The organism is Bacillus sp. TH25, from assembly GCF_016650935.1.
Taxonomy (GTDB): Bacteria; Bacillota; Bacilli; order Bacillales; family Bacillaceae_G; genus Bacillus_A; species Bacillus_A mycoides.
On record NZ_JAEKEU010000002.1, the window covers coordinates 35,141 to 60,807 of the forward strand.

The following is a 25,667-nucleotide window of genomic DNA, read 5'->3' on the forward strand; positions in this document are numbered from 1 at the left end:
GGAGGCAGAAGTATTTTTTAAACAATTGATTTATTAGACACATTCGCTTCCGTTTTACGTTTTGAAATTACATAATAAAAAGCAATCCCTAATGATAGGATCAATATACAGCTCAGTACATAAAACGGGATCATTACCCCTGCTTTAGATACGCCTGCCGTAAACAACATTAATAATACAATTCGAATTCCTGTACCAATTAATCGAAATAAGCTGTCCACACGTCCCATTACTTCATTTGGAATTTCTTCCATCATCAATACATTTCTCGCCACTCTCGTTCCGGCATTTCCAATCGCATGAAAAATCGCTAGTCCATATAATAACATAATGGAAGGCTCAATAATCATTGCGGTAATTGAAATTACATAAATGAACATCGTCATAACGATTGAAACTTCTGTTTTGACATATTTCATCATGATTGGAATACTTATTCCTGCAAGAACCGCTCCGACACCGTACATCATACCTTCAATTGCGTATACAGAGGCACTAGCTTTGAGTATATCTGAAATATATACTGGGATTAAATAATTTGCCATCATGACACCGATAAACGGCATATAAGTCGCTAGTAAAAACCAAAATAACTTAGGGCGCTTTTTCATAAAGTGAATTCCTTCGAACAATTGCTTCTTAAATGTTACTTTCCCTTTCACTTCTTTTTTCTTTACATATGGTATACATAAGAACAGGAAAAATGCTCCTGCAAAAGTTAACATGTCCACTAACAAGATCCATTTCAAAGAAATAATCTCAATTAAAAAGCTAGCAGCTGCACCTGAAATTACTTGCGTTAATTGTCCTTGTATCTCCATCGTGCCACTTAAACTTTTATAATGTTCAGATTGAAATATTTCTTGGTTAAATGCAAATATTGTGGGATAGAATAATAGATAATAGAAAGAACCTGCTATATAAATAATAATGTAATGAATAGAATTGTATGATTGCCCAGCAAATCCCCAAATAGCCATCATTCCTATAATCGCTATCCCGATACCTTCGTTACATAACAATAAAGATTTTCTTGAAAAACGATCTATGCTTTGCCCAATGAATGGCGTTAGTAAAAACATGATGAGAGTTGCAACGATAGAAACATAACCAAACGTTGTCTCTCCTCCACTTTCCTTAATTAACAACCACGGAATCGTTATCATAACAATCCCGGAACCAATAGCGGATAAACTATTGGCTCCTAGAATGTAATACAAACGAGAATCATGATAAAGAGAGGACATATCACTCAACTCCTAATTGTTTTTTCACCTCTTTATATACGCTCATATATGCTTTTAATTCTTTAACTAAATCATGAATTAATGGTTTTGCATCTTCTCCAAGTTCACCATCTTGCACATGTAACCCATCAAGCACGACTTGTTTTGGAATTGCGTTTGCATAAACGCCTCTAGCAACCATACGCATACTATTTAATGCGTTAATTCCCCCTTTACCTCCTCCAGCAACCGCTAATAATGCGACAGGCTTATGGATGAATTCACCGCTACTTAAGTAATCTAACGAATTTTTCAGCGCTCCGCTCATCGCATTATGATATTCTGGTGTACATAGTACTACACCGTCTGCTGCTTTCACTAAAGCTTTTAATTTTTTAACTGCTTCCAATTCACGTTGTGATTCTTCCCCATTATATAAAGGCAATTCCGCTACTGCTAAATCGTATAACTCCCCTTCAAATTGCTCTGCAATATATTTTGCCACGACGCGAGTTCTACCGAATTTTCTTGGTGTACCATTAATTACGACTAGTTTCATAATCATTTCTCCCCTTTGTTTTCAAATTCTACCTTTATATTATCAGAAATTTCTATACAAAATACAGTAAAAAGAGGTAAAAGCTTTCATAAAATAGTATGAGAAATAAAAAAGAACTCATACTTTCGTATGAGTTTCACAAAACTAATTTTTCACAACCTCATGTCCACCGAATTGATTACGAAGTGCAGAAACCACTTTTCCGTGGAATGTATCATCTTCTTGTGAACGGTAGCGCATAAATAATGACATAGCGATAACTGGTGCCGCTGCTTGTAATTCAAGCGCAGTTTCAACAGTCCATTTCCCTTCTCCTGAAGAATTCATTACACCTTTAATGCCATCAAGTTTTGGATCATCTGCAAATGCTTTTTCAGTTAAGTCCATTAACCAACCACGGATAACCGATCCGTTTGCCCATACTTTTGCAACATCTTCATAATTGAAATCAAAATCACTTTTATCTAGTACTTCAAATCCTTCAGCGATTGCTTGCATCATTCCGTATTCAATACCGTTATGAACCATTTTTAAGAAATGCCCACTACCAACGCGGCCTGCATATGAATAACCATTTTCTACTGCTAAATCTTTAAATAAAGGTTCTAGTTGATCATAAATTTCTTTTTCGCCACCAACCATTAAGCACGCACCATATCTAGCTCCTTCCACACCACCTGATGTACCGATATCTACGTAATGTAAGCCAAAGCTTTTCGCTTCTTCAGCACGACGCAACGTATCCTTATAGAATGAATTTCCACCTTCAATAACGATATCGCCTTCCTCTAATAATGGATATACATCTTTTAGTACTGACTCAACAACTTCTCCTGCAGGTACCATTACCCAAATTGTACGAGGTGCTTCTAGTTCAGCAATCATTTCTTTTAACGTATGACGAGCAGTAATCCCTAATTCCCCTGCCTTTTCAACAAGCTCATTATTTACATCGTATACAACTACTTCATGCTTGTCTTCATGTAAGTGTTCAGCTAATGGGAATCCCATTTTTCCTAATCCAATTAAACCTAGTTTCATATTAATCAATCTCCCATTCTATACAAATATATTTAATAACGAAATTAGCCCAAGTGCTACAACAGATAATATTGTCTCCATTGCAGTCCATGTTAATAATGTTTCTTTCACAGTCATTCCGAAATACTCTTTAATCATCCAAAATCCAGAATCATTTACATGCGATAAAATTAATGACCCTGCACCTGTTGAAAGTGCCAGTAACTCTACATTAACTCCTGATGTACTTGCTGCAATCGGTGCTACTATTCCTGCTGCTGTCATCATGGAAACAGTAGCAGAACCCGTCGCGATTCGAATAAGTGCAGCAATTCCCCAACCTAATAATATCGGTGAAATATGCGATTCTTTCGCCATCTCCGCAATTGTAGTTCCGATCCCAGAATCTAATAACACTTTATTAAATGCGCCGCCTGCACCGATAACTAACAGTATGTTTGCAATTGGACCTAAACAATCATTTGTAACTTGTAAGACTTTGTCTTTAGAAAACCCTTTTGCATAGCCAAGACTAAAGAAAGAATATATCGTTGCAATTAATAATGCGACTATTGGATCTCCAATAAAATGCAATACTTGTGCAAGTTGGCTTGTTTTATTTAATGCTACTTCCGCTATCGATGCACCTAGCATAAGAAATACTGGAAGTAAAATAGTAAACAATGTATTTCCGAAGCTAGGAAGTTCCTTCTTCTTATCTCTTTCAATAAATTGCTCCGCTATATCTAACGGTACTTCTTTATGTATACGAGCACCAATCCATTTCCCGTAAAGCGGACCTGCAATTATTGCAGTTGGAAGTCCGACAATTAATGCATACAAAATTGTCTTCCCTACATCTGCTTTAAATATACCTACCGCTGCCATAGCTGCTGGATGCGGTGGAACAAGTCCGTGTACAACCGAAAGACCTGCTACTAGCGGAATACCGATTGTAATAAGTGATACCCCTGTTTCTAACGCAATTGTAAATACTAACGGAATTAATAGTACAAATCCAACTTGGAAAAATACCGGAATCCCTACTATAAATGCAACGAACATCATTGCCCAGTGAACACGCTTTTTCCCAAAACGTCCAATTAATGTGTTAGCAATTCGTTCAGCACCGCCAGACTCAGCCATCATTTTTCCAAGCATTGTTCCTAAAGCTAAAACAATCGCCAAAAATCCTAACGTATTACCAAGACCTAATTTAATAGAATCGATAATCCCTGGATGTTGTGGTGAAGTTCCAATTAAGGGCATCCCCATTGCTAGCCCTACACCGATTGCTGTTAAAATTAACGCGACAAATGGATGCCATTTTACTACCGTAATTAGTAAAAGTAATATGACAACAGCCGCTAGTACGATTCCAACTACCATTTCTCCCAATCCCCCTATTGTTTACGTTGGAAAGCAGCTATACAATCAAATTCTTCTTTCAAACGATTGTAAAGTCGTTCATACATATAAAACATCTCTAAATATAAAGCCGTATTTTCTTTATTCGGTACATGGTGATGGACAATATCAATCCAATCCTTCACCTCTTCAAGCGAATCAATTTTCCCAATTGCATACAAAGCAAGTGCTGCTGCCCCAAGCGCAGATGCTTCATGACTTTCTGGAACAAGCAATTCTTTCCCCATCATGTCAGATAACATTTGTCTCCAAAATGCAGATTTCGCAAAGCCTCCTGAAACACGTATTTCAGTAAGTGGCCCTGTACAATCTCGAATGGCAAGTGCTACTGAATACACACTCATACAAACACCTTCCATAACTGCTCGTATAAAATGTTCTCGTTTATGCTGAAGGTTTATCCCGAAGAATGTACCTCGAGCATTTGCATTCCAGTAGGGTGCACGTTCTCCAGATAGAAACGGTAAAAATAGTAATCCATCTGCTCCAGCTGGTACACTTTCTGCATACTTAATTAATAAATCATAAGGATCAATTCCAAGCTTTCTTGCAACTTCTTGCTCTGGGCTACCAAATTCATCACGTAACCATCTAAGTAATATTCCACCGTTATTCGTTGGTCCGCCGATCACCCAGTGCTCATCTGTTAATGCGTAACAAAACGTTCTTCCTTTTTCATCTGTATTAACACTCGATGAAATTGTTCGAACCGCACCACTTGTCCCGATCGTAATTGCAGCTGAGCCAGGTGATATTGCACCGACACCTACATTTGCAAGAACACCATCACTCGCACCAATAACAACCGGAGTATCCTCACTAATACCCATCTTTTGTGCTAATTCCGGCTTCATTCCCGATAAAATATATGTAGTTGGTACAGGTGTTGATAATTGTTCTGGTGACATATTTAACATAGTTAAAACATCTTCATCCCAATTTAATGTTTTTAAATTAAATAACCCTGTAGCAGATGCGATAGAATAATCAACTACATAGCGTGAAAATAATTGATAAATGACATACTCTTTAATGGAAATAAATTTATGAGCAGTTCTGAATAAATCCGTTTCTTCTTCTTTCATCCACAGTAATTTAGAAAGTGGTGACATCGGATGAATTGGTGTACCAGTTCTTCTATAAATGTCATGACCATTCATTTGTTGTAATAGTTTTTCTGATTGCTTTGTGCTTCTATTATCTGCCCAAATAATAGAGCGCGTTAACGGCGCACCGTTTTCATCTACAGCAATTAAGGCATGCATCGCTGTACTAATCCCGATAGAAGAAATATCTTCCGGTGACACATTACCCTTTTCAATGGCAACGCTTACAGTTTTATATACAGCAGCACATATTACATCAGGATCTTGCTCAGCCCATCCGACGTTCGGTTGAATAATTGGATAATCAATTGCATGTGAAGCAACGACTTTTCCTTTTTCATTGAATACAACCGTTTTCGTACTTGTGGTACCGATGTCAACCCCGATTACTCTCCCCCTTGTTTCCATGCGAACCTTCCCTTCGTTTCTAGCAAAATACGATCTAGTAAACCGTTTACATGAATTAGTATATAAAATATTTTTTCATAAATCAAGTTATTGAAAGAAAAAATTTTTCATAACAAAAAAATAAACCCCTTCATTTCATTTACATACTAAAATTAGCTTTTCCGTGCGGTAAAGTTGCATTATATTCGTTTCGCAACACACTCTTTTCCTCTCATTAACAACACATACATAGTCCTTCCATATTTTCTACTCATTTGCATGAAAAAGGAGTTGAAAAGCAATATTCATTATTAGGGGTCACATCACATATCCATCAAGTTAAGAAAAGCAATTACCACCAATACGGAAATTTTGTGCATTTTGCTCTTTTTATTGCTTTAGGTTCACTAGTCCTTTTATCTTGATGGACATAGAGCACGGCTCCCTACTATTACTTTTTACCTTGTAAATATATGGTCCATACTATAAAATCTAATAGTATTTATATTTTTCAGAAAAATCAAAACAAAATATGAACTTTATTGTATAATGTTGTAAAAAGATGTCGGAGGGATTTAATGTTAAATACAATATCTCAATTCACAATTAAGCTTTCATCAATTCTTTTATCACTCTTACTATTACTAAATTTACCTTATTTATTTATCACTCAACAAGGATTTACCTTTCAACCAATTTATTTTTTTAATCAGATCGTTACTATGTTAAAACAGGTTTTCTCCCCTGAATCATTAGTAGTTATCGGATCAGACCCGAAATTTGGTAGTTTCAAAAAGACACCATTATTTCCAACTGTTTTAGAACCTTACCTATATTCATTTACTGTATTATTTGTAGCCTTTTTTCTTGCGCTCTTTCTATCATCTAGTATGGCATTTTTTTATTTTTTAGCAAAAGATTATATAAAAGAATGGATAAACCGAATTGTGTTCATATTAGAAGCTGTCCCTGATATGATGATGATGATTTGTTTGCAAATATTTTTCATATGGGTACTTCAGAAATTCGGGGAATCTCCTGTCACCATTATTTCTTTTAATGAAAATCGAGCTTATTTACTCCCCATTTTATCTTTAGCAGTCTTACCCACATTACAAATGTTTCGGATGATGGTGTTATACATAAAAGAAGAACATGGAAAACATTACGTAGAGGTTGCATATGGAAAAGGACTTTCATCAAGTTATATACTATGCATTCATTTATTCAAAAATATATCTATCCACTTCTTTCACCATTTAAAAACGATTTTTGTTTTCTTACTTTCTAACTTATTCATTTTAGAATTTGTTTTTAATATGGAAGGCATTATTCAATTTTTATTTAGGAAGGCGTTTGTTTCACCTCCTGCTGCATTTATCATACTCGTCATGATTATTTTACCGTTTTATTCTATTTTTCAAATAATCACTTTTATGATGAATAGATGGCAAAAACAATTGAAAGGAGCTGCTCTATGAAATCTATTTGGAAATCAAAACGCTTTTTAATCGGCTTTACTTATCTTTTCATACTTATTTCAGCTAGTTTTATTTATAGTTGGTTCTTTAAAGATAACATCCCAAAACCTCCTCAGTTACTTTACAATGACAATAACGAATTACTTGGAAAGGCCCCCTTTCCACCATCGTTAATGCCGCCTTTTGGAACTGATCGTTTTGGAGAGTCTGTTTTCTTACAAATTGTAGAAGGAGCAAAATTCACCATTTTATTAGCCGTGGCAATTAGCTTCTTTCGAATTTTATGCGGAACATGTATAGGAATCCTCTTAAGTTTATATGCTCCAAAATTCAAGAAATTTTTCCAGGCATGCTCAGAAGTTTTTTATTATATTCCAACTCTATTTATCGCATTCATACTCATCACGCCCGTTAATATTGTAATCACATCAAATGCTGATAGATTAGATCCAAATATTTCATTTACGTTTTATCAAGTACTCGTACTTATTTTCGTCGCTCTGCCTACACTTTCTTTATATATATCCTCAGAGGTTGATGAATTTATGAAACGAGATTACATTTTAAGTTCACAATTACTGGGTGCTAGCCGTTTTCATATTATCAAAAAACACTTACGAGTCTTATTACTTGACCGCTTATTTGTATTATTTATGGAACATATCGTCCAAACGCTCATCCTCGTTATCCATTTAGCATTGCTTAATATTGTAATTGGCGGGATACAAATGCGTGAACTCTATGACGGAGTGCCCAAACCTGTTTCTCTATCTAATGATTGGGCAGGCCTTATTGGATTAAATCGTTATGAAATGAACCTTTCATGGTGGATTATTTTTTATACTCTCGCTTCATTCTTTATTACGATTCTATTTATTAAGCTTATGACAATCGGGATTCAAGATGCACTGAAAGCAAGAGATTCGCAAGTTGTAGCAATTCAAACCGTTCCAGATCATAAAAAATTTGTTGAAAATAAAGATTCTTTTTCGTTTGCAAATAAAGTGAACTTTTAATCATGTCTCATCAATCAAGTATTAATTGGCATTGATATTAGTAGAATATAAAAAGATGATCCCTATTGAATACGAGGGATCATCTTTTTTATGCCGTCTAACTTTTTTAAATGTCCTTTGCTAGACTCATGCTTTTTATATTTAAAGTGAATTATTTGCAATCACAATTATGCTGTTTAAAATCGATTACCATACGTCCTTGAATTCTACCTTGTTCCATTTCTTCGAATACATTTTGTACTTTATCTAGAGAACACGTTTGAACAACTGGCACTACTTTTCCTTCTGCGCCGAACATAAATGCCTCCTCCAGATCCTTACGAGTACCAACTAGAGAACCAACTACTTCAATTCCGTCTAATACAAGTCGTGGAATGTTTAAATCCATAGTTTCTACTGGTAAACCTACCGCAAGCACGTACTGCATCAACTGCTGAGTTGAAGGCTACTTTAGAAACTGCTGTTACTACAGCAGCATAAGCACCACCAAACTCCTCTTGAACAATTTTATCAGCAGGACCTTGAGAAATTGGATTGATAGTCATATCCGCACCAACCTCTTTTGCTAACGCTAATTTGTCGTCATTGATATCTACTGCAATTACCTTTGCACCAAATACGTTTTTAGCATATTGGATAGCTAAGTTTCCTAATCCACCACAACCATAGATTACGATAGGTTGACCAGGTTTAATGTCTGATACTTTTATAGCCTTATATGTAGTTACGCCCGCACATGTGATTGATGATGCTTGAGCAGGATCTAATCTTTCTGGTACCTTCACCGCATAATCAGCTGTAACAATACATTGTTCAGCCATACCACCATCTACTGAATAACCAGCATTTTTCACTTCACGGCAGAATGTTTCTCTCCCCGTTACGCAATATTCACAACGTCCACAAGATTGGAACATCCATGCAATACTTACACGGTCACCTATCTTTAGTGAAGTAACATCATCAGCAATTTTAGTAACAATACCTACACCCTCATGACCAAGGATGCGGCCATCGGTGTTTCCAAAATCATGATTCGCAACGTGTAAATCAGTGTGGCAAACTCCACAATACTCTACATCTACTAGTGCTTCACCCGAGTGTAACGGACGTAATTCTTTTTCAATAACTTCAATATTTGCTTTGCTGTTTTTATTAACTACTACTGCTTTCATATGTGATCTCCCCTTTAGTGTTTTAGAGTTTTAATGAGTTTATCTCACAACTACTGTCCTCACTATTTTGGCTAATTATTGTACCAAATTTAAGTGTTCAATCATCATTACAGGTTCATCATAACATGGAATTTTATAAACAAATTGCGAAATATTGAACAATATTTGAATTATTACATAAAGGCTTTTTGATGTATTTAAAAGGAAAATCTGAAACTTTATTATATCTACATTTGAATTTATCAAGCTATTCTTTTGATTTTAAATGTGAAGTAATATGATGAAAAAATATAAAGAGTATAGAGGTTGAAAAAATGAATGGTTGTAAAGATGGGAGATTATGACTATAAGTAAAACGTTTCAAACAATTTTTTTGTAGTTCATCTTGGGGTATTTACTTTTCTTAGCTTGATTGTGATGGGATATCACCGATTTGGTTTTTACGGGCAGTTAATCTCCTATCTAACTTCCTCGCCTGTGCCTAATTTTGAGGCGGGAGTCTTACTTCCCACAAATAGCGGGATAAAACTAATTAAAAGGCTAAAGATGAACATGTTGCGTATTTCTACGGACAAGTAGATCTTGAGGATACATCAACAAACTAAAAAGCTCTTCATTTGAAGAGCTTTTTATATTCGTTTCATTGAAATTGTTTCACGTATGCTTTGTAAATTTTGCAGTGTTTCCTCCTGTCGTTGCAACGACAAACCCACATACAAAGTATCTAATAAACTAAGCTGCGCTAATCGTGATGAACTTGCTTCTGTACGAAATTCAGTCTCACGCGTCGAAGTATATAGCGTTATATGAGCAAGTTGGCTTAATGCCGATTTTTGATAGCTCGTAATCGCAATAATGTGAGCTCCTTTTGCTTTTGCTACTTCTAATGCTTCAAGTAATCCTTTATTACTGCCTGAATGAGAAATTGCAATGACCACTGCTTCTTTTGTCAGCAAGCCAGCTCCCATAATTTGAAAATGAGAATCCGTATGGGCAATACAAGAAATACCCGTTCTCATAAACTTATGATAAGCATCCATCGCAATAATACCCGACCCACCATTTCCATAAAACTCAATTCGTTTTGCTTCATTCAGCGCACTTACTGCCTGTTCCAACGCGTTATCATTTAACAAATGTAATGTATCTTGCAGTCCTGTAATATGTGAATGAAAAACTTTTTTAGCAACAGTGACCATATTATCTTCTACCGATACTTCCTCATGAATGTTTTGCATCGGAGTATGTACAATCTCACGAGCTAATGTAATTTTCAGGTCTTGAAACCCTTGAAAACCTAGGTGTTTGCATAAGCGGAATATCGTTGCTTCAGAACTATTCGTAACTTCCGCTAACTCCGTAATCGATTTATGTACAACATCTTGTGGATGTTTCAAAATATGTTCGGCAATACTTCGTAATTTCGGTGATAAACCATTTAACGAAGCCTGAATCTTTCCAATCCCACTTTTTGTACCAGGCATATCGTATCTTCCCCTTCCATAGTAGCTATATTGTACCTAATAATCGAAAGAAGAAACACCTTTATTTAGCGCATCACTATACATTTTATTTGCTCCTATGTATTCTACCGTAACATATGACACAATTATTCATACTTATTTCTAGTTTTCCCCATGCTTTACTGCGTATAATGCAGCTTGTGTGCGGTCATCTACTTCCAATTTAGCCAATACATTAGAAACATGTGTTTTAACCGTTTGTTCTGTAATATGAAGTGCCGCTGCAATCTCCTTATTGCTTCTTCCTTTCGCAATTTCACGAAGTACTTCTTGCTCCCTTTTTGTTAACATAGAAAAAGGATTCTCTTTTTCTTTCTTGACTGCTGATCGTCCTAATAGTGCTGGTGTTACTTTCGGGTGAAAATTTGCATTTCCTTGATATACCGCAACGATTGACGCAACGAGTTGATCTGGCTGCACTTCTTTTAATTGATAGCCATCTGCCCCAGCTTCTAATGCTGGTAAAACGTAATCTTGTTCTGAAAAACTACTGAGCATAAGAATTTTTATTGTCTCATCGTATTGTTTTATACGTTTTGTCGCTTCAATACCATCCATTTTCGGCATTGATAAATCCATTAATACTACATCTGGCCTTTCTGCTTGGACGAATGTTAATGCTTCTTCACCATTTGCTGCTTCCCCAATAATTTCAAATTCTTCTCTCGTCTTCAAAAAGAATACGAGTCCCCTTCGAACGATATGATGATCTTCTACAAGTAATAATTTTATTTTCACTGACGTTCTCCCTCTCAAACCGGTAATTGAATTTCTATCTTTGTCCCCTTTTCCGGTTCTGCTTTTATTCGAAAAATTCCCCTCATTAATTCAATTCGTTCTTTCATACTTTTCAAGCCAAGTGCTGACTCTCTTACTTGATCCTGTATAAATCCTATTCCGTTATCTTCTATGTAAAAATGCAACTTATTATTTTCTATCCTTAAATGAACACATACTTTTTCACATGAGGCATGTTTTTTACAATTATGTAATGCCTCTTGGCTTATACGCCATAAAACTTCTTCTATTTCATCTTCAATTAAAACCATTCCATCAATTCGAACTTCCACTTGAATCCCTAACAGTTTTCCATAATTTTGTATCGCTTCTGCTAAACCTTTCTCTAATCCTTCAGGCCTTAATTGCCAAATCAAAAGTGTCATCTCTTGTAATGCTTCCTGTGATAATTCTCCAATATAACTTAACATCTCTTGCAAGTCTCTATCCTTCGTCATATTTAGAGTCCCTTTCGCTGTTAGCATAATTGAAAATAACAATTGTTTAACAGAATCATGTAAATCACGAGCCAATCGATTTCTTTCAGCTACAACTACATATTTTCGTTCTTTCTCAACTAATTGAATACGTTGTATTGTCGTTCCAATTTGAAATGCAATCGCTTCTAATAACGCTAACTCCTCCTCAGAAAAATGTGTTTTATGAGGCGAGGCTACATTTAATAGACCAAATTTCTCTGATCCAGATCTTAGCGGAATTGTCGCATGATGTGTAACATCTTCTGTCTCGCCCCAATTACATTCAATCGCATCCTCTATTCGTTTACATTCAATAATATTTGTTGCTTTTTCCAATCTTCCATTCACAAAACGTTCTACACACCAACAATCGCCTTCACACATCGGCTTCTTTTCCCGCCACGTAAGAGCTGGGGGTAAGTTTTGGTCTACAAGCATACGATGCTTTCCACTTTCATCAATAAAGAATATCCACCCTGTTTGTAAATTCATAACTTGTAATAATGTATGTAACACTTTTCCTAACATTTCCTGTAAGTTTGTTGCTTCATTTAGTAACTCAGCAATTTCTTTTAATGCCTCTAAACGATGCATCTCTTTTTCATCTATGTTCATTCTCATCACCAACTACCATTATAACATTAAGAAATTTCAAAATACTACAAACAAAAAAGAACCGAATTCCTTCAGCTCTTTTTTCGGAGATATCCCATACAATTCATTCAAATCTACTGATTTGCAAATATAAATTCTAAACCAAAACAGAAATTAGCTAGTTTTCATTAACTGTCTGATAAAGATTGTCCCCCATGAATATGCTGTAAACTTTCAGTGTTAACGAACATATTCGCTGCTGGCATTTGCACTTGATTTTTATGGAAAATAGACATTAATTCAAATCTTACTTGTCTAGAAGTTTCAAAATAATCTTCCGGTTTAATCAAACCTGTAATACAAAATTCATATCCAACATATTTAAGGTTAGGATTTAAGTCTGTAACTCCAACATATTTAAATGGTTCAACAGCTTCATCATCTACTCTATAAAGACTTTGATCCAATTTTTCATTACAAATAACACACACTTCTTCTAACAATTCCTTAACTCTTGTAGGATCTTCCTGATAACTTACCGTGATGCGTTCAATAACTCGCATCCATCCTTTATTAAAATTTTGTATCGTTCTAATCTCTCCGTGTGGTATGGTAAGGAGTTTTCCTGACCATTCACGAATTTGCATAAAACGAACACTAATTTCCTCAATGGTTCCTGAATTTGTTCCGTTAAAAGTAACAAAATCGCCAACACGGAACTCTTTGTCCGCTAATCTTGCAAAGCCTAATATTACATCTTTTAGCATCTGTTGTGCAGCAAAACCGATGACAACTCCCGCTATCCCTGCACCTGCAATAATACTTTTTATATCTACAAATTGACTAATTAAATATATGATAAGACTGATGATAATCATATACCTAAAAATAGATCGAATTACACTTTGAATCGTCTGCTCTACCTCTTCATCAAAAAAGCTTGATTTTCTAAAAAACCAATCAATAATGCGATTTATAACAAAAGAAATAATGATAAGAACTAAAGTAAATAGTAAAAACCTTAAAAGTAAAAATTCCCTTACATAATTAAAAAACTCTTCAGTATACGTTAATAAACTCATCCATCCACTTCCTTACTAATGTAAAATTTCATACAGAGCTACTTTATTGTAAATACGTATTTATCATCTCAACACTTGTTTTCGAAACATCTTTCATCCTGATCTTAAATCGTACTTTCTTAACTATGTATTTGTATTCATTGTTCATCTTCAACAATATAACCCTTTAATCAATCTTTCAACTTCAGATGTCCTTTTCTATTTACTATAACCCTTTTTAGTACCCTAAAGGGATATTAAAATCGAATTTTTTATAAACGCCTTTCTTTTAAGTACGCAATACTCACCTCGTTAAAAGCAGACGAAGATGAATCATTACATGTACAATTTTTTGATTTAAATGGGCTACCAGAAAAGATTAGCCCGTTCATTAAAAAGTTAATTCAACAGCAAGTCGTCTCTATTTAAATGTGAAAAAGAGACCTTTTGAAGGCCTCTTTTTTTCACTTCACTTCTGCATTTAAACAAGATTTAAAATGTCCAAGTGCATATTCATGTCCTTGCGCATTAAAAGATGCAACCGCCTTTTCATAAACGACAATTTGAAACCCTTTATTATAAGCATCTACTGCTGTATGTAGAACACAAATATCAGTACATACACCTACAAGATGCACTTCCTCTATTCCTCTTTCTCTTAGCTTCATTTCTAGATCCGTTCCTGCAAAAGCACTGTAACGTGTTTTGTCCATATAGTATACATTCTCTGCATTTTTATATTTCTCGCATACATCTTGTAATTCACCAAATAAGTCTCTTCCATTTGTACCTGCTATATTATGAGGTGGAAACAATTTCGCTTCTGGATGATATACATCATTGTCTTCATGTTTATCGATCGCAAATACTACGTAATCACCTTTTTCAATAAATTGTTTCGTTACATTTACAAGTTCCTTCTCAATTTCTTGACCTGGTTTCCCGCATGTTAAAGCACCTTTTTCAGCTACAAAATCATATGTATAATCAATATTTATAAGAGCTCTTTTCATAACTACAATCTCTCCTTCTTCTGTTTCACAGTAAACAATAGAAAATTTGTTATTACGACATCGTATGTACTATTCGACATTTCAAATGAAATCCCTACATTTCCAACTCAATACTTACCTTAATCCGAGTTTATCATAAAGCGAAACTTTAATCATAGGGGGGTATTATCCTTCACCCATCGGGATTTTACGGGCAAGTTGATCTCCCACCTAACTTCCTCGCATGTGCCGAATTTTCAGGTGGGGTTCTTATTGTCCGTTAAGGCGGGATAAAACCGATACACAATGACAAAACATACAGCTCCAATTAACAAGTCATGAATTTGATAATTGAGCGTAACTTCAACCGCCTCTTGTAAAGTAAACCAAATGACCGAAAACATTATAATAAATAAGAAAATACGAATAACTCGTTTCAAACTTTCAATCCCTTTCTCTTACATGATAGTAAAGAATAATTTCTTCCTATTCATTCGTACTAAAAAGTGACACAAATTATTCTCAATGACATAATTCAATCCAAACTAAAAAGTACACTACTTTTGAGTAATGTACTTTTTTCCATATTAAGACGCAGGCTTCGTTTCAAACGTCGCTTGATTCAAGCTAATGACTTTTCCTTTCGGGTCATTGTTTTCAAACTGAGCTGCGGTAATCGTATGACTACCTGTCTCAAGCGTCTTTTCTTTTAATTGTACTGTTGTCTGTGTTGTACTAGTTACTTGATGTTTATCTGCAAATATTTGATCTACAAATACAAATGTTTCTTTATCGTTTTGAAAATTGGAAAGTTCTAATTCGACTTGCTGAATTAAAGTATCCTTTTTTATGAATACAGTTGGTATATTGCCATTTTCAGAAGTACCATCTGGAGTAGTTACTTTTACTTTCCCTTCTCCGATTGGCACTGCTCCTTCAGGAAATACGACCATATTCTCATCACTTGCATTTACAACTTGTTCTTCCTGGTTTGACTGTGCATCCTCTTTTTCCTTTGGAGTACCACAGCCTACTAATAACAATACAGACAATCCAGCGATTATGAATTTCTTCAAAATTCATTCCCCCTGTTATTTCATTATAATTTATTATACAAAAATAACTTCTTGATTTTAAAACTAGTTTTTAACACTTTCATGAACAAATATTAGCTTGCTCACGATTACTGTACCATACTTTCATTTTAAGAACATTAATTTTTTTAAAGAAATAAATAGTAATTCCACTCTATTCATCATTTTAGCCCAATTTACTAAAAAAATATCCATTCAAAATAAAAAGACATTGCTATTTCAATGTCTTTTCTACATAACATTTAGAAAATAAATGTTGTAATCTCATCAACTTCTTTTCGAGAAAGTTTCTTCGGCTTATCTTTCGGAAACCCGAGTGAAATTACCATATTAATTTGTTTTTGAGGCTCAATTTGTAAATATTGTCGCAGTTCATCTTGAGCTAATAATACAGGTCCTGTCATTGGACAAGTACCCAGTCCTCTCGCATGTGCAGCCAACATTAAGTTTTGTGCTGCTAAACAGCTACTCTTAATTCCTTCCTCTTCCCATACTGAATCAGGAACGAAGGCAATTGGATCAAATATCTTTTCACGAAACTTTGATTCATATGGTGTTGCCAAACATACGATTAATACTGGCGCCTCAGAGAAAGCTGTCGCATATGGACCGAAAGAACGTGTAAGTAATTTCCCTGCTTTCTCTTCTCCATTTTCTGCTGCTTTTGCTGCAAGTTTATGTAATGCATCCCATGTCATTTGTTCAATTTCTTTAATTTTCTCTCGGTTCATAATGACCAAGAACTCCCACGTTTGTGAGTTCGTATCACTCGGTGCATAACGAGCACAATCAATAATTTCTTTTATATCACTAGTGGATACTTCTTGTTCTGTAAACTTTCTAACACTTCGTCTACCGTGAATTACTTCTTTAAAATCTTCATAATTCATATATTAAATCCCCTTTTTACAGCGTTTTCAAAACTTGTCCTATGGTTGAATTATATCATGAAAAAAAGCTGGGGGAATACCAGCTTTTTCCCTCATTATTAATTTGTCACTTTAAACAAACTAATACTTTCTTCATATGCAGCTTGTAGTTTTTTCGTAATTGGTCCTCTTTCGCCGCTTCCAAACTTCTCATCACCAATTTGAACAACAGGGAATATTTCAAGTGGTGTCGCTGTAAAGAAACATTCGTCAGCCTCGTATACTTCTTGCAATGAGAATTCACGCTCTTCTACTTCAATATGTAAAGCTTTCGCTAATGTAATAACGTAGTGACGAGTAATGCCGTGTAGAATGAAATTATCGGCCGGATGTGTAATTAATTTATTATTTTTCACCATAAAGAAATTCGAATGACACCCTTCTGTTACAACTCCATCTCGTACTAATATCGCTTCTTGATACCCTTGCTCGTTTATTTTATTTTTAATCATGACATTAGGTAGAAGGTTTAAAGATTTTATATGACAGAACTTCCAGCGTATATCCTCTTCTACAGTAACCTTTATTCCTTGTTCCATAGTAGCGGTAGGTCTTGGAAACAAAACAATATTCGCAAAATATGTTGGCTGTAAATCTTTTTCATACACATGATTTCGAGCTTGAGCTCCACGTGATATTTGAAGATACACATTCCCATCCTCTTGAAATTGATTTCTTTCAATCATTTGATGAAGTTCTTCAACTAACTCTTCCTTTGTAAACGACGGAACAATATTTATTTCCCTCATAGATTTAAAAAAGCGTTCCAAATGTAAGTCTAATAAATGAGGCTTCCCATCGTATAGCCTAAATACTTCATATATGCCATCACCAAATTGGAGTCCTCGCTCTTCCAACGCAACCATAGGCTGTTCTTCTTTCGTATTTACAATTCTTCCGTTAAACAAAATCCAATCTTTATGAGTAGCTTTCATTCCTTTCCACTCCTTTATTCCATGATTGGTTTTATTGTACAACTTATCCACACTTAAAAGAAGGAATTTTCTGTATTTAACTAAACAAAAAAAGTACATCACCTATTTAAAGTGATGCACTCAACCATTCATTTATTTCAAAAAATATTTTTCAATATCATCTAGCATTAAGTTTGCAGCTTTAATACCGCCTGCTGTATTCCAAATTACTTCATCCACTTGGAATACTTTATTGTCTTTAGAAGCCTGCAGTTGCTTAAAGAGTGGGTCTTCTGTCCATTCTTTTGCTAACGTGGTTCCTTCGTTATTCTTATCTGCATCTTTATCAGATGTGAAGTAGAATATGTAGTCCCCATCCATATTCGGAATTTGCTCTTTTGTAATTCCTTTTATCGCAAACTCATCTTTATCTTGTAGTGGTGGTCGCTTAAATCCAATATCATTTAAAACAGCACCTGAGAATGAGTTTTTCTGATAAATCCGAACATCACCTGGTACGAAGCGAATAATAGAAACTTTAGAATTCAATTTATCTCCTAACTTCTCTTTCATTCCTTCAATACGTTTTTTATAATCTTCAAGAGCCTTTTGCCCTTCTTTTTCTTTATTTACAGCTTTTGTATAGAGTGTAAAGTTTTCTTTCCAATCCCCGCGCAATGTTTCAGCGTACACAGTTGGCGCTATTTCGTTCAATTGCTCATATATTTTTTCATGACGCATTTTATTCCCGATAATTAAATCTGGCTTAAGCTTCATAACTGCCTCTAAATTAATATCACGCTCAGTACCTACAACTTTCGTATCTTTTAAATCTTTCGCTAAATGAGGATACCATTCATCACCAGCACGTGGTTTTGTAGTTCCAACTGGTGTTACTCCGACAGCTAAAAGCGCCTCCGCACCCTCGTTTGTTAAAACAACTACTTTTTTAGGTGTACCATTTACTGTTGTTTCACCCATTGCATGCTTTACAGTATACGAATCTTTTGCTTTAGCCGATGTATCATTTTCTTTTTTCTCTTCTTTGCTACACCCTGCGATTATTACCATAAGTATCATAATGCAGAACATAAATATTTTTTTACTATGTACCATATGTCCTCCCTAGATGAAATCGATTATCATTAACAATTAAAGATTAATGTATACTACATACATTGTCAATGTATATCAGAAAACTTTTTCAATATATACATTTTAGATTCTATCCGCTATTCAAATGTTTATTTTTAAAATAAAGTGTATAAGTATGAAAATAATAAACGTTCTTAAAATGCGTATCTACGTTATACATAAATACGCATTCGTATTACATTATAAACTCATTTCCTAATATTGATTATATTTAATATATGATGGATCATTATACACCCATTGATTTCCACCAAGGTTCAACCAACCGTTTTGATTAATATATACTAAATAAGATTCTGGATTATTTAATTTACGAATAACTGAAGAAGATGTTGATGGACCACTTCTTAAGTTCACATTCGTTCCTTGTATATAAGCGACACCAATTGGACTTCCATCACTATTGCTCGTCTTTACAAAATTAATGTACGAAGGGTCATTATACACCCATTGTCCATTTCCTAAGTCTAACCATCCGTTACTTTCCTGATATACGACATACGATTCTGGGGCGTTTAGTTGACGAATAACTGAAGAAGACGTTGATGGGCCACTTCTTAAATTCACATTTTTCCCAAGTATATAGGCAATCCCCTTCGTTTGTGGTGTTGGCTGTGGGTTTGGAGGTTGTGGATTTGGAGGATTCGGATTTGGAGCTACTCCAAAAATAGCTGCTATTCCGTTTGCATACGCTTGGCTTAGATCTTCGATAAATTGTGGATTTTTCAATAAATTAGCATCAAACGTTGTATCAATAAAGGCAGTCTCTGTTAAAATTGCATCCATTGCAGTCTCCCTTAGTACCGCATAATTTGCTTTTTTTGCCCCTCGATCAAGAAGACCATATTTTGTTAATACAGGATTGACTGCTGCATGCATTTTTTGTTGCTTTTCATATGCGGAACTACTATTAGATAGCGCATTGTAAATATAACTTTCAAATCCAGTGCCACCGCCACTATTAATGTGAAATGAGATAAAATAATCTGCACCAAATGAATTAGCAATATTAGCACGTTCTGATAAAGAGATAAATACATCACTATCACGTGTCATTTTAATATTGATTGGGTAATTTACAGATAAAATATCTCGCACACGTCTAGCAATTTGAAGTGTTAACTCTTTTTCCACTAACCCATTACCAACAGCACCAGAATCATATCCACCATGCCCTGCGTCTATAACAAGTTTCATATATCTTTTTCGTTCCTTTCTTTATTGTAATAAGCTTTCATTTCTACTCGTCCTATTTTATGTTAATTGTACAAGTTCCGTTACAAGTACAAATAAAAAACCCCCTTATGTAAGGCGGTTTCTATCGCTTTGCTTTAGCCAATTTAAAATGAATATATACGATTGATAATGGATGTAACGTATGCAAAATAAAAGAAATAAAAGAAATATCCCACCCCCGCTATATAGCAACCCAAACTTCAAAAAGATGTTCAAAAGAGGTGGGAAATACGTTATGTTTTGCAATACAAATAGCATACAAAACAAAATTAAAAATACGGGAATATATTGTAATTCATATGGTCTTCTCTTCTTATACATTCTTTTCCGAATAAAAGTCTGGCATAGTTCTGCTACTATAAAACAACCTCCAACTAATACAAGACCAGAAGTTATCGTCATACGTCCACCTACCTTATATTCATATCATCACCTAATCAATATTCACTATATTTTCTTTACATATATTCCATTTTCCTCAATAAAACCAGATCCCTCTATGAAAGATTTAGCTTGTTCCGTAAACATCTCTTGCAATACTTTTATTTCTTTCACATTTCTCTGTTTCATCATTTCTTCAAATGTAAAATACGTATTTGTCCCGTATCCATAACCTTGATAATCAAAATGAATAATTAACTGTGACAAAATAGCACTCTCTTCTTGAACGCTATAATCTATTACGCCAATATATGTATCATCAACCTTTACACAATACTGAACTTTTTTCTCATCTAAGCTGTGTGAGTGAAACATTTCTTTTACAGCGCTTTCATTTTCTGTATTTACTTTCTCAAACGTAATCATATGTTGTCCATCCTTTTACTATTATTGTATCAATAATAAATGCAATTTATGAAAAAAACCTTAAGATCGAATGCGACCTTAAGGTTTTTTATTAAACTAAGCTATACGCACGCTTTGTTTCTTCGTGGAACTTATTCGTATCGTATTTATGCTCAACATAAATTTGATGCCATACCATAAACGCAAGTACAGTCCAAATTTTACGGCTATAATCGCCTTTATCTGCACAATGTGCTTCCAGTAAGTTTAATACATACTGTTTTTCGATTAAATGCTCAGTTTTGCTTTCTTTAATAATATTTACAGCCCAATCGTGCATTTCATCTTTTAACCAGTGACGAATTGGTACTGGGAATCCAAGCTTTTTACGATCTAACACGTGATCCGGAACAATTCCACGAGCAGCTTCACGTAATATAGCTTTCGTTGTTCCGTTTGCAATTTTAAATTCTGTCGGAATTTTAGATGCAACGTCAAATACTTCTTTATCTAAGAACGGTACACGAAGTTCTAATGAATTTGCCATCGTCATTTTATCAGCTTTTAATAAAATATCGCCGCGTAACCATGTGAACATATCAATGTACTGCATTTTACTTACATCATCATAATCTTTAATTTCGTTATACAATGGTTTCGTGATATCCATATAGTTAACACTTTCATCGTAATACTTCATTAATTCAGCTTTCTCTTCTTCACGGAAGATTTTCGCATTTCCATAGTAACGCTCTTCGATTGGCGTACATCCACGCTCTAAGAAGCTTTTTCCTTTAAACCCTTCTTTAAGAGCACCACTTAATGCCTTTAGAACACTCTTTCCTGGGCTAGGAATGTAAGAGAACATTTTTAACGAGTTTGGCTCACGATAAATGTTATATCCACCAAACAACTCGTCTGCACCTTCACCAGAAAGAACAACCGTTACGTGTTTACGCGCTTCTTTCGCAACGAAATACAATGGTACAGCTGCTGGATCCGCTAAAGGATCATCCATATGCCAAATGATTTTTGGGAACTCATCCATAAATTCTTGCGCTGTAATGAATACGTTATGGTTTTTAACTCCTAATTTCTCAGCAGTTTCTTTCGCAACATCAACTTCACTGAAACCACGTTGTTCGAAACCAATAGAGAATGTTAATAGATTTGGATTCATTTCTCTTGCGATAGAAGCAATAATAGATGAATCGATACCACCAGATAAGAAAGAACCTACTGGTACATCACTACGCATATGTACTTTTACAGAATCGTATAATACATCACGAATTGCTTGGATATGCTCCTCTTTCGTTGCGCTTGAAGCGTTGAAATAAGGATTCCAGTAGCGATGGATTTCCATCTCTTTACCGATTTCTTTTACGAAGTAATGACCAGGCTCAATTTTGTTAACATCAATTGTTAATGTTTCTGGCTCTGGACCATATTGGTACGTAAAGTAGTGTTGTAGTGACTTTGGGTTTACCCCTTTGTCTTCCATTACATGCATAATACTTTTCTTCTCAGATGCGAAGAATGTAGTATCACCTTGTTGTGCGATGTATAAAGGCTTAATACCGAAGTGGTCACGTGCACCGAAAAGTGTCTTTTCTTCACGATCCCAAATCATAAATGCGAACATACCACGAAGGTAGTCTACACATTTTTCTTTCATATGTGCATACAATGCAATGATAACTTCTGTATCAGATTGTGTAGCAAAAGTTGCACCTTTTTCAAGTAACATTTCACGTAGTTCTACATAATTGTAAATTTCACCATTAAAAATAATTACATATCGATCATTTTCATAAGTTAGCGGCTGATGTCCTGCCTCTAAGTCAATGATACTTAAACGGCGGAAGCCAAATTGTACATGTTCATCACGAAAATATCCTTCGTCATCTGGACCGCGGTGGAAAATCATCGTGTTCATATTTTCAAATTGATGTTTTTCTGTTTCTGAAAACTCTCTAGGGTTTTCACATAAACATCCTACAAAACCACACATACTTCTTACCCTCTTTCAGTTTTCATTCTGTCTCAATACTACTATATCAACCCTATTTATACTAGCATAATCAACTGAATATGGCGACCAAAAACTATAAAAAACTCACTCCATTTCACATTTTTAACATTTTTTTATGAAAACATGAAAACTAGGCACTCACCTTTCTCCGCTTTTGTCATATGATATTGCAAATTGATTTCTAGGAGGTAATACCATGAGTGAAGAAAAAAAAGATTCTTCTCGCCCACCGGTTCGTAATTATTTAAAACAAATTGATGATTTTTTCGAACAAACACCTCTTCGTGGCGTAATTGCTGATTTAAATCATTTTTTCCAAAAAGGAAACCGTTTATTAACATTCCCAGTAGATTTATACGAAGTTGGTGACGAACTCGTCGTTACAGCCGAACTACCAGGTATACAAAAAGAACAAATTCAAATTGAAATACAAAGCGAATACTTAAAAGTCTCTGTAAAAGAAGATATACTTGAAGAGACGGAAGAAGAACAGACATCTCATAACTATTATCGCCGGGAACGTTCCATTTCAGAAGCGTCACGAATTATTAAGTTACCATATTTAATTAATAAAAAAGCAACGAAAGCTTCTTATCAAAACGGTGTATTAGAAATTCGCGCACCGAAATTACCACAACAGCATGACATATTATCCATAGACTGAATACTAATAAAAGAAGGGTGCTTAGCACCCTTCTTTTTAATCAGCTAATCGCTTCATATCACGGATAATATCTTCGTATGGCGTATTGCTAATGCCGCTATATTTTTTCATTACTTTTCCATTTTGATCGACTAAGAAAAATGATGTACCGTGTATTACTTGCCCATTCTCTGGTTTATCTACAAGCGATTGGAAGTTATCTTTTGAAAACTTTGTAATATCCTCCAGTGAATAACCTGTTAACAAGTTCCAATTACTTGTATCCTCTGTAAACTTTTGAATGAATGCTTTCAAATTTTCTGGTTTATCAAGTTCAGGGTCTACACTAAACGAAACAAACTGAACGTCTAATTTCTCTTCCTTAGCCATTTTCTGTAATTTCGCCATATTAGCAGTCATTGGCGGACAAACCGTTTGACAGCTTGTAAACATGAAATCAGCTACCCAGACTTTCCCTTTTAAATCTTTTGTACCAAACGGCTTTCCTTCTTGATTTGTAAATTGGAAAGTTTCTAAATCCCAGTTTAACGGTTTACGTAATTTTGACCCTGAACTGCTACAACCTGCAAGTACAAAGAGACAAAATACAACCATAAGACCAATTAACTTTTGATAACGCTTCATTATTAAACCTCTCTTCTCTATCCTTAATTTATGTAAGTTATGTATATCATAACAAAAGTAAACACTATGAGAAAATTGTTTACATCATTTGTTCACGAAATCGTACGAATTTACGTATGTTACTTCTTTATTTCAAGCGAATTACTAGACAAAATATATTTTACTACTATTATTTCTCTAACCATTATTTGCGAAACGAAGTTCATTGTTAAATTTGTAAATAAATCCCCCTATTTTTTTACAATTGCTTAAACATTAATCCATGTTAAACACTGTATTCCTTAACAACATTTCGGTACAATACAACTACAACGATTTTAAATGAGGTGATGTTCATGGCAAAGCGCTATGAAAATATGGATAATGCAAGTACAAAAAAATCAATTCGCTCCTTCTTACGTTGGCGTAAAGAGAGAAAGCAAAACAAAAAAGACTTTTCTTTTCTAGTAGAACAATCACCTGTTAAACAAAGTAAATTTCTACTAAATAACTTTGAAAAAACGACTGTCACATGGATTGGTCATTCAACTTTTCTCATTCAAACGAACGGCTTAAATATTTTAACAGATCCAGTATGGGCAAATAAATTAAAGTTAGTTCCACGACTTACTGAGCCAGGGCTCACTATAAAAGAACTACCTAAAATCGATATCGTTCTTATTTCACACGGTCATTACGATCATTTAGACTTTTCATCTCTTCGTCAACTAAATGATGATGCCTTATACCTTGTTCCTATTGGGCTAAAAAAATTATTTACTCGTAAAAAATTCACCAATGTTGAAGAATACAACTGGTGGGAAAGTACAACAATTGATGAAGTCTCTTTTCACTTCGTACCTGCCCAGCACTGGACGAGAAGAACATTATTTGATATGAACACCTCTCACTGGGGAGGGTGGATCATTGATAATATGACTTCTTCAGAAACCATTTATTTTTGTGGTGATAGTGGTTATTTCCAAGGATTTAAAGAGATCGGCAAACGTTTTTCAATCGATATTGCACTTATGCCAATTGGTGCCTATGAACCAGAATGGTTTATGAAAGTGTCTCACGTTTCACCAGAAGAAGCTGTGCAAGCCTATCTAGATATAAAAGCTACACATTTCATTCCCATGCACTACGGTACTTTTGCTTTAGCAGATGAAACACCAAGGGAAGCAGTAACACGACTACGAAATAACTGGAATTTACGAATGCTACCGTGGGAACAGCTACATGTTCTCTTTTTAGGTCAAACTTTCACTTATAGCCCTATTGTCCCAGTTAAAGAACCAGTAAAAATCACAGAAACTTCTCATGTATAATAGTACTAATTTTTGCGAGTAATTTATCATATACTTTAAAAAATTGAAAAGGGTGTTTTCCATGAAAGATTATTTACAGACTCGCTATATAATTAG

The 25,667-nt window shown here is 34.8% G+C and carries 24 protein-coding genes and 2 pseudogenes; 5 read left to right on the plus strand and 21 right to left on the minus strand.

Translation table 11 applies throughout. From position 1 onward, the window contains the following. Positions 1 to 17 precede the first annotated feature (17 nt). From JFT89_RS00260 to gntK, 5 genes are all read right to left on the minus strand, one after another. Positions 18 to 1,247: an MFS transporter gene (locus tag JFT89_RS00260; RefSeq protein ID WP_016094122.1), complete on the minus strand. Its 1,230-nt coding sequence runs from the start codon at positions 1,245 to 1,247 to the stop codon at positions 18 to 20. A 1-nt stretch (position 1,248) separates the two neighbouring features. Then, complete coding sequence (locus JFT89_RS00265) at positions 1,249 to 1,785, minus strand: NADPH-dependent FMN reductase (RefSeq protein ID WP_201039333.1); 537 nt, start codon at positions 1,783 to 1,785, stop codon at positions 1,249 to 1,251. A 144-nt stretch (positions 1,786 to 1,929) separates the two neighbouring features. Further along, positions 1,930 to 2,826 carry a phosphogluconate dehydrogenase (NAD(+)-dependent, decarboxylating) gene (gene gnd / locus JFT89_RS00270; RefSeq protein ID WP_002065214.1) on the minus strand — a complete coding sequence of 299 codons (897 nt, stop codon included), beginning with the start codon at positions 2,824 to 2,826 and terminating at the stop codon, positions 1,930 to 1,932. Between the two features lie 18 nt (positions 2,827 to 2,844). Continuing rightward, positions 2,845 to 4,194 (minus strand): GntP family permease, encoded by a 1,350-nt coding sequence (locus JFT89_RS00275; protein ID WP_016094124.1) that lies wholly within the window; start codon positions 4,192 to 4,194, stop codon positions 2,845 to 2,847. A gap of 14 nt (positions 4,195 to 4,208) precedes the next feature. Continuing rightward, positions 4,209 to 5,747 (minus strand): gluconokinase, encoded by a 1,539-nt coding sequence (gntK, locus tag JFT89_RS00280; RefSeq protein WP_201039334.1) that lies wholly within the window; start codon positions 5,745 to 5,747, stop codon positions 4,209 to 4,211. A 557-nt stretch (positions 5,748 to 6,304) separates the two neighbouring features. Between gntK and JFT89_RS00285 the strand changes: the two genes are divergently transcribed. Continuing rightward, a complete protein-coding gene (locus tag JFT89_RS00285) occupies positions 6,305 to 7,207 on the plus strand; it encodes an ABC transporter permease subunit (RefSeq protein ID WP_016094125.1) in 903 nt (300 codons plus the stop codon). Then, complete coding sequence (locus JFT89_RS00290; RefSeq protein ID WP_002200624.1) at positions 7,204 to 8,223, plus strand: ABC transporter permease; 1,020 nt, start codon at positions 7,204 to 7,206, stop codon at positions 8,221 to 8,223. The genes JFT89_RS00285 and JFT89_RS00290 overlap by 4 nt, the downstream gene beginning before the upstream one ends. A gap of 151 nt (positions 8,224 to 8,374) precedes the next feature. Here the strand turns inward: JFT89_RS00290 and adhP are convergent. The 5 genes and pseudogenes from adhP to JFT89_RS00315 all read right to left on the minus strand — a co-directional run bounded on the left by adhP (position 8,375) and on the right by JFT89_RS00315 (position 13,853). Further along, positions 8,375 to 9,398, minus strand: a pseudogene (gene adhP, locus JFT89_RS00295) (alcohol dehydrogenase AdhP). 629 nt (positions 9,399 to 10,027) lie between these two features. Then, positions 10,028 to 10,882, minus strand: coding sequence for a MurR/RpiR family transcriptional regulator (locus JFT89_RS00300; RefSeq protein ID WP_002065205.1), 855 nt, complete (start codon positions 10,880 to 10,882; stop codon positions 10,028 to 10,030). 141 nt (positions 10,883 to 11,023) lie between these two features. Further along, complete coding sequence (locus JFT89_RS00305; protein ID WP_002065204.1) at positions 11,024 to 11,659, minus strand: response regulator; 636 nt, start codon at positions 11,657 to 11,659, stop codon at positions 11,024 to 11,026. 14 nt (positions 11,660 to 11,673) lie between these two features. Then, positions 11,674 to 12,792, minus strand: a complete 1,119-nt coding sequence (locus JFT89_RS00310) for a GAF domain-containing sensor histidine kinase (protein WP_016092678.1) — start codon at positions 12,790 to 12,792, stop codon at positions 11,674 to 11,676. 167 nt (positions 12,793 to 12,959) lie between these two features. Beyond that, on the minus strand, positions 12,960 to 13,853 hold the full coding sequence (locus tag JFT89_RS00315) for a mechanosensitive ion channel family protein (RefSeq protein ID WP_002065202.1): 894 nt from the start codon (positions 13,851 to 13,853) through the stop codon (positions 12,960 to 12,962). A 288-nt stretch (positions 13,854 to 14,141) separates the two neighbouring features. Here JFT89_RS00315 and JFT89_RS00320 point away from each other — a divergent pair. Then, positions 14,142 to 14,261 (plus strand): annotated as a pseudogene (locus tag JFT89_RS00320) (NUDIX hydrolase); the annotation flags it as partial. Positions 14,262 to 14,296: 35 nt separating this feature from the next. Here the strand turns inward: JFT89_RS00320 and JFT89_RS00325 are convergent. From JFT89_RS00325 to asnB, 10 genes are all read right to left on the minus strand, one after another. Then, the gene (locus JFT89_RS00325; protein WP_002065201.1) at positions 14,297 to 14,845 is read right to left on the minus strand and encodes a cysteine hydrolase family protein; all 549 of its coding nucleotides are present in this window, start codon (positions 14,843 to 14,845) and stop codon (positions 14,297 to 14,299) included. Between the two features lie 236 nt (positions 14,846 to 15,081). Next, on the minus strand, positions 15,082 to 15,264 hold the full coding sequence (locus JFT89_RS00330) for a hypothetical protein (RefSeq protein WP_242488362.1): 183 nt from the start codon (positions 15,262 to 15,264) through the stop codon (positions 15,082 to 15,084). Positions 15,265 to 15,411: 147 nt separating this feature from the next. Continuing rightward, on the minus strand, positions 15,412 to 15,900 hold the full coding sequence (locus JFT89_RS00335; protein ID WP_002065200.1) for a putative periplasmic lipoprotein: 489 nt from the start codon (positions 15,898 to 15,900) through the stop codon (positions 15,412 to 15,414). A gap of 260 nt (positions 15,901 to 16,160) precedes the next feature. Beyond that, on the minus strand, positions 16,161 to 16,808 hold the full coding sequence (locus JFT89_RS00340; RefSeq protein WP_002012699.1) for a nitroreductase family protein: 648 nt from the start codon (positions 16,806 to 16,808) through the stop codon (positions 16,161 to 16,163). A 98-nt stretch (positions 16,809 to 16,906) separates the two neighbouring features. Then, positions 16,907 to 17,782 (minus strand): D-amino-acid transaminase, encoded by an 876-nt coding sequence (dat, locus tag JFT89_RS00345; RefSeq protein ID WP_201039335.1) that lies wholly within the window; start codon positions 17,780 to 17,782, stop codon positions 16,907 to 16,909. Positions 17,783 to 17,914: 132 nt separating this feature from the next. Continuing rightward, the gene (locus tag JFT89_RS00350) at positions 17,915 to 18,877 is read right to left on the minus strand and encodes an ABC transporter substrate-binding protein (protein ID WP_002127211.1); all 963 of its coding nucleotides are present in this window, start codon (positions 18,875 to 18,877) and stop codon (positions 17,915 to 17,917) included. 234 nt (positions 18,878 to 19,111) lie between these two features. Then, positions 19,112 to 20,113, minus strand: coding sequence for an N-acetylmuramoyl-L-alanine amidase (locus JFT89_RS00355; RefSeq protein WP_002065198.1), 1,002 nt, complete (start codon positions 20,111 to 20,113; stop codon positions 19,112 to 19,114). Positions 20,114 to 20,218: 105 nt separating this feature from the next. Further along, positions 20,219 to 20,554, minus strand: coding sequence for a hypothetical protein (locus JFT89_RS00360; RefSeq protein ID WP_012260872.1), 336 nt, complete (start codon positions 20,552 to 20,554; stop codon positions 20,219 to 20,221). A gap of 45 nt (positions 20,555 to 20,599) precedes the next feature. Then, a complete protein-coding gene (locus tag JFT89_RS00365) occupies positions 20,600 to 20,959 on the minus strand; it encodes a GNAT family N-acetyltransferase (protein WP_002012705.1) in 360 nt (119 codons plus the stop codon). Between the two features lie 91 nt (positions 20,960 to 21,050). After that, positions 21,051 to 22,952: an asparagine synthase (glutamine-hydrolyzing) gene (gene asnB, locus JFT89_RS00370; RefSeq protein ID WP_002012706.1), complete on the minus strand. Its 1,902-nt coding sequence runs from the start codon at positions 22,950 to 22,952 to the stop codon at positions 21,051 to 21,053. Positions 22,953 to 23,169: 217 nt separating this feature from the next. Between asnB and JFT89_RS00375 the strand changes: the two genes are divergently transcribed. Further along, positions 23,170 to 23,637: an Hsp20/alpha crystallin family protein gene (locus JFT89_RS00375; RefSeq protein WP_002012708.1), complete on the plus strand. Its 468-nt coding sequence runs from the start codon at positions 23,170 to 23,172 to the stop codon at positions 23,635 to 23,637. A 36-nt stretch (positions 23,638 to 23,673) separates the two neighbouring features. Here JFT89_RS00375 and JFT89_RS00380 read toward each other — a convergent pair whose 3' ends face one another. Then, complete coding sequence (locus tag JFT89_RS00380; protein WP_002012710.1) at positions 23,674 to 24,261, minus strand: SCO family protein; 588 nt, start codon at positions 24,259 to 24,261, stop codon at positions 23,674 to 23,676. Between the two features lie 335 nt (positions 24,262 to 24,596). On the opposite strand from JFT89_RS00380, the gene JFT89_RS00385 reads away from it, so the two are divergent. After that, complete coding sequence (locus JFT89_RS00385) at positions 24,597 to 25,571, plus strand: MBL fold metallo-hydrolase (protein WP_002065197.1); 975 nt, start codon at positions 24,597 to 24,599, stop codon at positions 25,569 to 25,571. The last annotated feature ends 96 nt before the right edge of the window (positions 25,572 to 25,667 follow it).

Bases quoted from the DNA above. Each gene is read 5' to 3' on its own strand.
- JFT89_RS00275 (WP_016094124.1), bottom strand. From the start codon at position 4,194: ATGGTAGTTGGAATCGTACTAGCGGCTGTTGTCATATTACTTTTACTA.
- JFT89_RS00360 (WP_012260872.1), bottom strand. From the start codon at position 20,554: ATGACGATAACTTCTGGTCTTGTATTAGTTGGAGGTTGTTTTATAGTA.
- dat (WP_201039335.1), bottom strand. From the start codon at position 17,782: ATGAAAGCTACTCATAAAGATTGGATTTTGTTTAACGGAAGAATTGTA.
- JFT89_RS00375 (WP_002012708.1), top strand. From the start codon at position 23,170: ATGAGTGAAGAAAAAAAAGATTCTTCTCGCCCACCGGTTCGTAATTAT.
- gnd (WP_002065214.1), bottom strand. From the start codon at position 2,826: ATGAAACTAGGTTTAATTGGATTAGGAAAAATGGGATTCCCATTAGCT.
- gntK (WP_201039334.1), bottom strand. From the start codon at position 5,747: ATGGAAACAAGGGGGAGAGTAATCGGGGTTGACATCGGTACCACAAGT.
- JFT89_RS00350 (WP_002127211.1), bottom strand. From the start codon at position 18,877: ATGGTACATAGTAAAAAAATATTTATGTTCTGCATTATGATACTTATG.
- JFT89_RS00315 (WP_002065202.1), bottom strand. From the start codon at position 13,853: ATGAGTTTATTAACGTATACTGAAGAGTTTTTTAATTATGTAAGGGAA.
- JFT89_RS00290 (WP_002200624.1), top strand. From the start codon at position 7,204: ATGAAATCTATTTGGAAATCAAAACGCTTTTTAATCGGCTTTACTTAT.
- JFT89_RS00310 (WP_016092678.1), bottom strand. From the start codon at position 12,792: ATGAACATAGATGAAAAAGAGATGCATCGTTTAGAGGCATTAAAAGAA.
- JFT89_RS00325 (WP_002065201.1), bottom strand. From the start codon at position 14,845: ATGAAAAGAGCTCTTATAAATATTGATTATACATATGATTTTGTAGCT.
- JFT89_RS00265 (WP_201039333.1), bottom strand. From the start codon at position 1,785: ATGAAACTAGTCGTAATTAATGGTACACCAAGAAAATTCGGTAGAACT.
- JFT89_RS00380 (WP_002012710.1), bottom strand. From the start codon at position 24,261: ATGAAGCGTTATCAAAAGTTAATTGGTCTTATGGTTGTATTTTGTCTC.
- JFT89_RS00385 (WP_002065197.1), top strand. From the start codon at position 24,597: ATGGCAAAGCGCTATGAAAATATGGATAATGCAAGTACAAAAAAATCA.
- JFT89_RS00300 (WP_002065205.1), bottom strand. From the start codon at position 10,882: ATGCCTGGTACAAAAAGTGGGATTGGAAAGATTCAGGCTTCGTTAAAT.
- JFT89_RS00260 (WP_016094122.1), bottom strand. From the start codon at position 1,247: ATGTCCTCTCTTTATCATGATTCTCGTTTGTATTACATTCTAGGAGCC.
- JFT89_RS00365 (WP_002012705.1), bottom strand. From the start codon at position 20,959: ATGATTACGTTTGAGAAAGTAAATACAGAAAATGAAAGCGCTGTAAAA.
- asnB (WP_002012706.1), bottom strand. From the start codon at position 22,952: ATGTGTGGTTTTGTAGGATGTTTATGTGAAAACCCTAGAGAGTTTTCA.
- JFT89_RS00340 (WP_002012699.1), bottom strand. From the start codon at position 16,808: ATGAATTATGAAGATTTTAAAGAAGTAATTCACGGTAGACGAAGTGTT.
- JFT89_RS00285 (WP_016094125.1), top strand. From the start codon at position 6,305: ATGTTAAATACAATATCTCAATTCACAATTAAGCTTTCATCAATTCTT.
- JFT89_RS00355 (WP_002065198.1), bottom strand. From the start codon at position 20,113: ATGAAACTTGTTATAGACGCAGGGCATGGTGGATATGATTCTGGTGCT.